The sequence below is a fragment of the Pseudomonas borbori genome, from assembly GCF_900115555.1.
Classification (GTDB): Bacteria; Pseudomonadota; Gammaproteobacteria; order Pseudomonadales; family Pseudomonadaceae; genus Aquipseudomonas; species Aquipseudomonas borbori.
Genome location: NZ_FOWX01000064.1, coordinates 1 through 8,063 on the forward strand (window position 1 = coordinate 1; position 8,063 = coordinate 8,063).

The window sequence follows — 8,063 nt, forward strand, 5'->3', positions numbered from 1 at the left end:
ATGAAAGACTCCAAGGTGATCGTCGCGATCAACAAGGACGAAGAGGCGCCGATCTTCCAGGTGGCCGATTACGGCCTGGTGGCGGATCTGTTCGAGGCTATTCCCGAGTTGGAGAGTCTTCTGTAGACGGGTACCTGCCCCCTCGAAATCCCTGTACCCAGCGCGACCAGACCGGTCGCGCGCCAGTTTTCCAGCGCATTCCCGGGAAAGACAATGGACAGCGACAGCAAATTGGGTTCGCCGCTGGTTTCATCGACATAAAAACCAGGTCGCACGGCTTTATGCAGGAATCGTGACGTTCTTGCATGAGGGCGTTAATCAGTGCGGTGAGGTTGTCTGTAGCTCGAATCGTCAGGTGCTGATGCTGCACTCCCCAGGCTAAGTCAAGTTGAGGGGTGTCGACTGGGTAGTGGTGAACGGAACACTGACAAGGTTGGCATTGAGCAGCACGTTGGGTCGGTACTCATATTCTCCGCAGGGTCTCTGGTTGAATCGCTCCCTTGGCATCGCAATGACAGATTCCCATGTTCCGTACCTGTGTCTGAATGATCGTCACGCCACCTCTATGCCGGATACCTCCAGTCCAGAACCCAGGCGCCCGTCTGACTTGTCCCAGAGCGTTATCGAGTCTCTGGTTTCGATATCGTCTGCAATTATCGACACTTCTTCGATGGTTCACTTACGTTCGTCTCAATCACTCATACCTGACTGACTCTTGGTCAGCCTTTTCCCGTGGCGCTCACCACACACACTCTTTACGTATGCAGCCCAAGGTGGTTTGGAATCACCGCCTGATCGGCGAATCCGAGGGGCCCGCCCTCATCACAGATACAGCATGGCACACCGACAACTAGCCTGACATCGGGGGGGGGGGGCACCTACTTGACTAACGCATATAGTATGCTTTATTATCATATACTAATAGATATGTTTCCGGCTGTAGACAACTCGGAGCTTGGCTCTGTTTTGAACCAAACCTTTGAACCAAACCAACAACACTGCTCGAAAGCAGGTAGATGACATGAAGACAATAATAATGCTGTCTCTAATAATCGCATCGCTGGCTGCAACCGCCGTGAAGCAAAGCGAACTCAGGAACGAGTCGCAACGTCTTGCCACGGCAAAATGCCAAGTGAACCATTACGCCTGCTTCAAACCCGCAGTGGGCTTTGCTTCTCTGCGCTAACAACCTACCGTCGACATCTATTTGTCCGATCTCACATAGGGGCATCTGCGTGGCCGGTTAAAGACCAAAAGTCTGCTTATTCGGCCACAGTAACAGTCAATCCAGATAACGCCCCATCAGTAAATTCTGGTTCGCCTGCGCCATTTCCCGCAGAAAATTCCAGGTTGTCTTCATCCGGGCGATGTCCTTCAGCTCGATGGGCATCAGCATCCAAAACGTGCGGGTGAATTCGATTTGCTCACTGAGCACCCGCCTCAGGCGTGAATCGGCATCGGCAGAGAATGACGGCAGGATCGCGATACCGGCCCCGGCGGAGGTGGCCTGCTGCTGCACGAGAATACTGGTGCTGCGCAAGGCGACATGCCGGGGTTTGCCGATTTCATCGAGATAGAGGAGTTCCTTGCTGTACAGCAGATCGTCGATATAGCTGACAAACGCATGGTCGCGCAGATCATCCCGATGCCGAATGGGCGGATGCTGCTCCAGATAGCTGGCGGAGGCATACAGCTTGAGCACGTAGTCGGTCAGCCTGGTAATGATGAATGGCCCGCGCTCGGGGCGCTCCAGGGTAATCACGATGTCGGCCTCGCGGCGCGACAGTTGCACCATCCGCGGCACGGCCAGCAGATCGATCCCCAGGTTCGGATAACGTCGGGTGAACTCGGCCAGTTGCGGGGCGAGCATCACCGAGCCATAGCCTTCGGTCGCGCCGATGCGCACCTGCCCGGAAAGGCTGTCTTGCTGCCCGGCTCGCGCTTGTTCGATCGCCGAAAAAGCACTCTCCATCGCTTCCGCTTGCGGCAATAGCGTCCGCCCGGCCTCGGTCAGGCTGTAGCCCGCGGCCGCACGCACGAACAGCGGCGTATCCATGCTTTTTTCCAGCGCCTGCACGCGACGCGACACCGTGGTGTGATCGACGCCCAGCCGACGCGCTGCGGCGGTCAGTTTGCCCGCACGGGACAGCTCGAGGAAATAACGCAGATTGTCCCAATCCATCCGGCCACCAATATCATTGTGCAAAAATGCAGAGTAACCCTGCACGCAGCCGCATTGCTATAGATAAAAACGCACTGCTAGGATCAAGGCCAAGGTTCTCAAAGCCCCACAATGAGATCACCCGCCACCATCTGCCCTTGAAAGGCTGGAGTCCTAATGACAGCGCAAGCAAACACCCAGAACACTGTGCCCACCGTCAAACTGCTGATCGGCGGCCAACTGGTCGAATCCAAGACCACCCAGTGGCGCGACGTGGTCAACCCGGCGACTCAGGAAGTCCTGGCCCGTGTGCCCTTCGCCACCTTGGATGAAATGAATGCCGCCGTGGCCAGCGCCAAGGAAGCCTTCAAGACCTGGCGCAAGACGCCGATCGGCGCCCGTGCGCGGATCTTCCTCAAGTACCAGCAGCTGATCCGCGAGAACATGCAGGAGCTGGCGGCGATCCTCACCGCCGAACAGGGCAAGACCCTGCCGGACGCCGAGGGCGATGTGTTCCGTGGTCTGGAGGTGGTCGAGCACGCCGCCAGCATCGGCAACCTGCAGCTCGGCGAGCTGGCCAATAACGTGGCCGGTGGCGTCGATACCTACACCCTGCTGCAGCCGCTGGGCGTCTGCGCCGGCATCACCCCGTTCAACTTCCCGGCAATGATTCCGCTGTGGATGTTCCCGATGGCCATCGCCACCGGCAACACCTTCGTGCTCAAGCCGTCCGAGCAGGACCCGATGGTGACCATGCGTCTGGCTGAACTGGCCATGGAAGCCGGGGTGCCGCCAGGCGTGCTCAACGTGATTCACGGTGGCGTCGATGCGGTCAACCTGATCTGCGATCACCCGGATATCAAAGCAGTGTCCTTCGTCGGTTCGACCAAGGTCGGCACCCACGTCTACAACCGCGCCACCCAGAACGGCAAGCGCGCGCAGTGCATGATGGGCGCGAAGAACCACGCCATCGTGCTGCCCGATGCGAACAAGCAACAGACCCTGAACAACCTGCTCGGTGCCGCTTTCGGTGCGGCCGGCCAACGCTGCATGGCGCTGCCGGTGGTGATCCTGGTCGGCGAGGCACAGCAGTGGCTGCCCGAGCTGATCGAGAAGACCAAGACCCTGAAGATCAATGCCGGCGCCGAACCAGGCACCGATATCGGTCCGGTGGTGTCCTGCTCGGCGCTGGACCGGATCGGTAGCCTGATCGCCACCGGCATCGGCGAAGGCGCCACGCTGGTACTGGACGGTCGCAACCCCGAGGTGGTCGGCTACACCCAGGGCAACTTCGTCGGCCCGACCATCTTCTCCGACGTGACCACGGAGATGACCATCTACCGCGAAGAGATCTTCGGCCCGGTCCTCTGCGTCTTGCACGCCGACACCCTGAACGATGCCATCGCGCTGGTCAACGCCAACCCGAACGGCAACGGCACCGCCCTGTTCACCCGCTCCGGCGCCGCGGCACGGCACTTCCAGGAAGAAATCGACGTCGGCCAGGTCGGCATCAACGTACCGATTCCGGTACCGGTCCCGCTGTTCTCCTTCAGCGGCTCGCGTGCCTCCAAGCTCGGCGACCTTGGCCCCTACGGCAAGCAGGTGGTGCAGTTCTACACCCAGACCAAGACCGTCACCCAGCGCTGGTTCGACGAGGACGAGGTCGGCGGCACCGTCAACACCACCATCACCCTGAAATAAACCGCCAGGGCCGGGGCCTAGGGTCCCGGCCCGCTTCAGGAGACCGTGACATGCAATTTGAAACCCTGCTGCTTGAGGTGCAAGGCCGTGTTGGGCTGATCACCCTGAACCGCCCGCAAGCGCTGAACGCGCTCAATAGCCAACTGATCGCCGAACTCAACCTGGCGCTGGATCAATTGGAGAAGGACCCGCAGATCGGCTGCATGGTCATCACCGGCTCGGCCAAGGCCTTCGCCGCCGGTGCCGACATCAAGGAAATGGCCGAGCTGAACTTTCCGCAGATCTACCTGGACGATTTCTTCGCCCCGGCGGACCGTATCGCCAGCCGACGCAAACCGCTGATCGCGGCAGTGGCCGGTTACGCCCTGGGCGGCGGTTGTGAGCTGGCGCTGATGTGCGACTTCATCTACGCCGCCGACAACGCCAAGTTCGGCCAACCGGAAATCAACCTCGGCGTGCTCCCTGCCATCGGCGGCACCCAACGCCTGACCCGCGCCCTGGGCAAGGCCAAGGCCATGGAAATGTGCCTGACCGGCCGCCAGATGGGCGCCGAGGAAGCCGAGCGTGCCGGTCTGGTCGCCCGGGTTGTGCCGGCGCAAACCTTGCTGGAAGAAACCCTCAAGGCCGCCCATGCCATCGCCGAGAAATCCTTGCCGAGCAGCATGATGGTCAAGGAAAGCATCAACCGCGTGTTCGAGGGAGGCCTCAGCGAAGGCGTGCGCTTCGAGCGCCGGGTGTTCCACTCGATATTCGCCACCGCCGATCAGAAGGAAGGCATGGCCGCCTTCGTCGAGAAACGCACCGCACAGTTCAAGCACTGCTGACGCCACCCCATTTAGCGAGGATCCACCATGCACATAGGTTTTCTAGGGCTCGGCAACATGGGCGGCCCGATGGCCCTCAACCTGCTCAAGGCCGGCCACGCATTGACCGTATTCGACCTGTCCGACACTGCTGTCGCCAATCTGGTCGAGGCCGGCGCGACGGCGGCGGCCTCCCCCGCCGAACTAGCGCAGGCCGATGTCGAGGTGATCATCACCATGCTGCCGGCAGCCACCCATGTGAAGCGTGTGTACCTCGGTGACGATGGCCTGCTGGCCAACGTCCGCCCCGGCGTGCTGCTGATCGACTCCTCGACCATCGATCCGCACAGCGCCCGCGAAGTGGCCAAGACCGCCCTCGCCCAAGGTAATGCCATGCTCGATGCACCAGTGTCCGGCGGCACCGGTGGTGCGACGGCAGGCACCCTGACCTTCATGGTCGGCGGCGCGCCAAGCGCCTTCGAGCATGCCCAACCGATCCTCGCCGCCATGGGCAAAAACATCGTGCATTGCGGCGGCACCGGTAATGGTCAGGTGGCCAAGGTCGCCAACAACATGCTGCTCGGCATCTCCATGATCGGGGTTTCCGAAGCCATGGCCCTCGGCGTGTCCCTGGGTATGGATGCCAGCGTGCTGGCCGGCATCATCAACACCTCGAGCGGTCGTTGCTGGAGCTCGGACACCTACAACCCCTTCCCCGGCGTGCTGGAAACTGCACCGGCGTCGCATGGTTACAGCGGTGGTTTCGGTACCGACCTGATGCTCAAGGATCTCGGCCTGGCCAGCGAGGCGGCCAAGCAGATCGGTCAACCGGTGATCCTCGGCGCCCTCGCCCAGCAGCTCTACCAGAGCTTCAGTGCCCAGGGTAATGGCGGCCTGGACTTCTCCGCGATCATCAACCTGTACCGTAAGGACGCCTGAGCATGAGCGATGTCGAAGCGCCCGTTCTGGCGGCAGTCCGCAACCGCATCGGCCACCTGACCCTGAATCGTCCGGCCGGCCTGAATGCCTTGACCCTGCCCATGGTGCGCCTGCTCCTGCAGCAGTTGCATGCCTGGGAGCAGGACCCGCAGATCCTCGCCGTGGTGTTGCGTGCCACCGGCGAGAAAGCCTTCTGTGCGGGCGGCGACATTCGCATGCTCTACGACAGCCACAAGTCAGGCGACAATAAACACGAGATCTTCCTCGAAGAGGAATATGCCCTCGACGAATACATCCACACCTACCCCAAACCGATCATGGCGCTGATGGACGGTTTCGTCCTCGGCGGCGGCATGGGTCTGGCGCAGGGTGCCACGCTGCGGGTAATCACCGAACGCACGCGCATGGGCATGCCGGAAGTGGCTATCGGTTTCTACCCGGATGTCGCCGGCAGCTATTTCCTGCCGCGTCTGCCGGGCGAGCTGGGCATCTACCTGGGCGTCAGCGGCCTGCAGGTACGCGCCGCCGATGCCCTTTACGCACGCCTGGCCGACTGGTGCATCACCAGCGAGCAGATTACCGAACTGGACCGCTGCCTCGACAGCATGAGCTGGACCAGCCATCCCCGGGAAGCCTTGCGCAGCCTGCTCGCCACCCTCGCGGTGAACAAGCTGCCGGGCTCGGAACTCAAGGCGATGCGTCCGGCCATCGACGAATATTTCGCTCTGCCCGACCTGCCGTCGATACGCGCGGCGCTGCTGACAGAAAGCCGCCCGGAGTTTCAGGACTGGGCCGAGGAAACCGTCAAGGTGCTCGACAGCCGCTCGCCACTGGCCATGGCCGTGACCCTGGAACTGCTGCGCCGCGGGCGCACCCTGCCGCTGGCCGACTGCTTCGCCCAGGAACTGCACCTGGACTACCAGTGGTTCGGCAAGGGCGACCTGATGGAAGGCGTGCGCGCCCTGATCATCGACAAGGACAAGAAGCCACGCTGGAACCCGGCCACCCTGGCGGAACTCGACCCGGCGCGGGTTCAGGCCTTCTTCGCCGGCTTCAAGCCCTCCCCTGGCAAATCCCGACACACAGTCAGCGCCTGAGCCCCACAGCACAAGAGAGATGCCCGATGCACGACCTCGAACTGAGTGAAGAGCAACGTATGATCCGCGACATGGCCCGCGACTTCGCCCGTCGCGAGATCGCGCCCAAGGCCCAGGCCATGGAGAAAGCCGGCTGGATCGATGACGCCCTGGTGGCCCAGATGGGCGAACTGGGTCTGCTCGGCATGGTGGTGCCCGAAGAATGGGGTGGCAGCTACATCGATTACGTCGCCTATGCCCTGGCCGTGGAGGAAATCTCCGCCGGCGACGGCGCCGCCGGTGCGCTGATGAGTATTCATAACTCGGTCGGTTGTGGCCCGATCCTGAATTTCGGCAGCCAGGCGCAGAAGGATTTCTGGCTCGCAGACCTGGCCAGCGGCCAGGCGATTGGCTGCTTCTGCCTGACCGAGCCGCAGGCCGGCTCCGAAGCCAACAACCTGCGCACCCGCGCCGAACTGCGCGACGGCCAATGGGTACTGAATGGTGCCAAGCAGTTCGTCAGCAACGGCAAACGCGCCAAGCTGGCCATCGTATTCGCCGTCACCGACCCGGAGCTGGGCAAAAAGGGTCTGTCGGCTTTCCTGGTGCCGACAGACACCCCGGGCTTCACAGTCGACCGCAGCGAACACAAGATGGGCATCCGCGCCTCCGACACCTGCGCGGTGACCTTGAGCGATTGCACGATCCCCGAAGCCAGCTTGCTCGGCCCGCGCGGTAAAGGCTTGTCGATTGCCCTGTCCAACCTGGAAGGCGGGCGCATCGGCATCGCCGCCCAGGCCCTCGGCATCGCCCGCGCCGCCTTCGACGCCGCCCTGGGTTATTCCCGCGAGCGTATCCAGTTCGGCAAACCGATTGGCGAGCACCAGAGCATCGCCAACCTGCTCGCCGACATGCACACCCAGCTGAATGCCGCGCGCCTGCTGATCCTGCATGCCGCGCGGCTGAAGAGCGCCGGGCATCCCTGCCTGTCGCAGGCCTCGCAGGCCAAGCTGTTCGCCTCGGAGATGGCCGAACGGGTGTGTTCCAAGGCCGTGCAGATCCACGGCGGCTACGGCTACCTGGAGGACTACCCGGTGGAGCGCTACTACCGCGACGCGCGCATCACCCAGATCTATGAAGGTTCCAGCGAAATCCAGCGCCTGCTGATCGCCCGCGAGCTGGCCAACTACCCGCTGTAATCCCCTTTTGCGCACGGCACGCCCTTACCTGGGCGGTCTGCGCTTTTTTATTCGATGAAAGAGAGGTCCCATGAAAGTTCTGGTAGCCGTCAAGCGAGTGGTCGACTACAACGTCAAGGTTCGCGTCAAGGCGGACAATAGCGGCGTCGACCTTGCCAACGTCAAGATGTCGATGAATCCCTTC

At 61.9% G+C, this 8,063-nt stretch carries 6 protein-coding genes and 2 pseudogenes; 7 read left to right on the plus strand and 1 reads right to left on the minus strand.

From position 1 onward, the window contains the following. Positions 1-126 (plus strand): annotated as a pseudogene (locus BM315_RS23455) (electron transfer flavoprotein subunit alpha/FixB family protein); the annotation flags it as partial. A gap of 1,156 nt (positions 127-1,282) precedes the next feature. Here the strand turns inward: BM315_RS23455 and BM315_RS23460 are convergent. Next, positions 1,283-2,182: a LysR family transcriptional regulator gene (locus BM315_RS23460; protein ID WP_090506040.1), complete on the minus strand. Its 900-nt coding sequence runs from the start codon at positions 2,180-2,182 to the stop codon at positions 1,283-1,285. A 156-nt stretch (positions 2,183-2,338) separates the two neighbouring features. On the opposite strand from BM315_RS23460, the gene BM315_RS23465 reads away from it, so the two are divergent. The 6 genes and pseudogenes from BM315_RS23465 to BM315_RS24555 all read left to right on the plus strand — a co-directional run. After that, a complete protein-coding gene (locus tag BM315_RS23465; RefSeq protein WP_090506042.1) occupies positions 2,339-3,862 on the plus strand; it encodes a CoA-acylating methylmalonate-semialdehyde dehydrogenase in 1,524 nt (507 codons plus the stop codon). 50 nt (positions 3,863-3,912) lie between these two features. Beyond that, positions 3,913-4,686 carry an enoyl-CoA hydratase gene (locus BM315_RS23470; RefSeq protein ID WP_090506044.1) on the plus strand — a complete coding sequence of 258 codons (774 nt, stop codon included), beginning with the start codon at positions 3,913-3,915 and terminating at the stop codon, positions 4,684-4,686. A gap of 27 nt (positions 4,687-4,713) precedes the next feature. Then, complete coding sequence (gene mmsB, locus BM315_RS23475) at positions 4,714-5,604, plus strand: 3-hydroxyisobutyrate dehydrogenase (RefSeq protein ID WP_090506046.1); 891 nt, start codon at positions 4,714-4,716, stop codon at positions 5,602-5,604. A 2-nt stretch (positions 5,605-5,606) separates the two neighbouring features. Next, positions 5,607-6,701 carry an enoyl-CoA hydratase/isomerase family protein gene (locus BM315_RS23480; RefSeq protein WP_090506048.1) on the plus strand — a complete coding sequence of 365 codons (1,095 nt, stop codon included), beginning with the start codon at positions 5,607-5,609 and terminating at the stop codon, positions 6,699-6,701. 26 nt (positions 6,702-6,727) lie between these two features. Further along, positions 6,728-7,879 (plus strand): acyl-CoA dehydrogenase family protein, encoded by a 1,152-nt coding sequence (locus BM315_RS23485; protein ID WP_090506050.1) that lies wholly within the window; start codon positions 6,728-6,730, stop codon positions 7,877-7,879. Positions 7,880-7,949: 70 nt separating this feature from the next. Continuing rightward, positions 7,950-8,063 (plus strand): annotated as a pseudogene (locus BM315_RS24555) (electron transfer flavoprotein subunit beta/FixA family protein); the annotation flags it as partial.

Bases quoted from the DNA above. Each gene is read 5' to 3' on its own strand.
- BM315_RS23485 (WP_090506050.1), top strand. From the start codon at position 6,728: ATGCACGACCTCGAACTGAGTGAAGAGCAACGTATGATCCGCGACATG.
- BM315_RS23470 (WP_090506044.1), top strand. From the start codon at position 3,913: ATGCAATTTGAAACCCTGCTGCTTGAGGTGCAAGGCCGTGTTGGGCTG.
- mmsB (WP_090506046.1), top strand. From the start codon at position 4,714: ATGCACATAGGTTTTCTAGGGCTCGGCAACATGGGCGGCCCGATGGCC.
- BM315_RS23465 (WP_090506042.1), top strand. From the start codon at position 2,339: ATGACAGCGCAAGCAAACACCCAGAACACTGTGCCCACCGTCAAACTG.
- BM315_RS23480 (WP_090506048.1), top strand. From the start codon at position 5,607: ATGAGCGATGTCGAAGCGCCCGTTCTGGCGGCAGTCCGCAACCGCATC.
- BM315_RS23460 (WP_090506040.1), bottom strand. From the start codon at position 2,182: ATGGATTGGGACAATCTGCGTTATTTCCTCGAGCTGTCCCGTGCGGGC.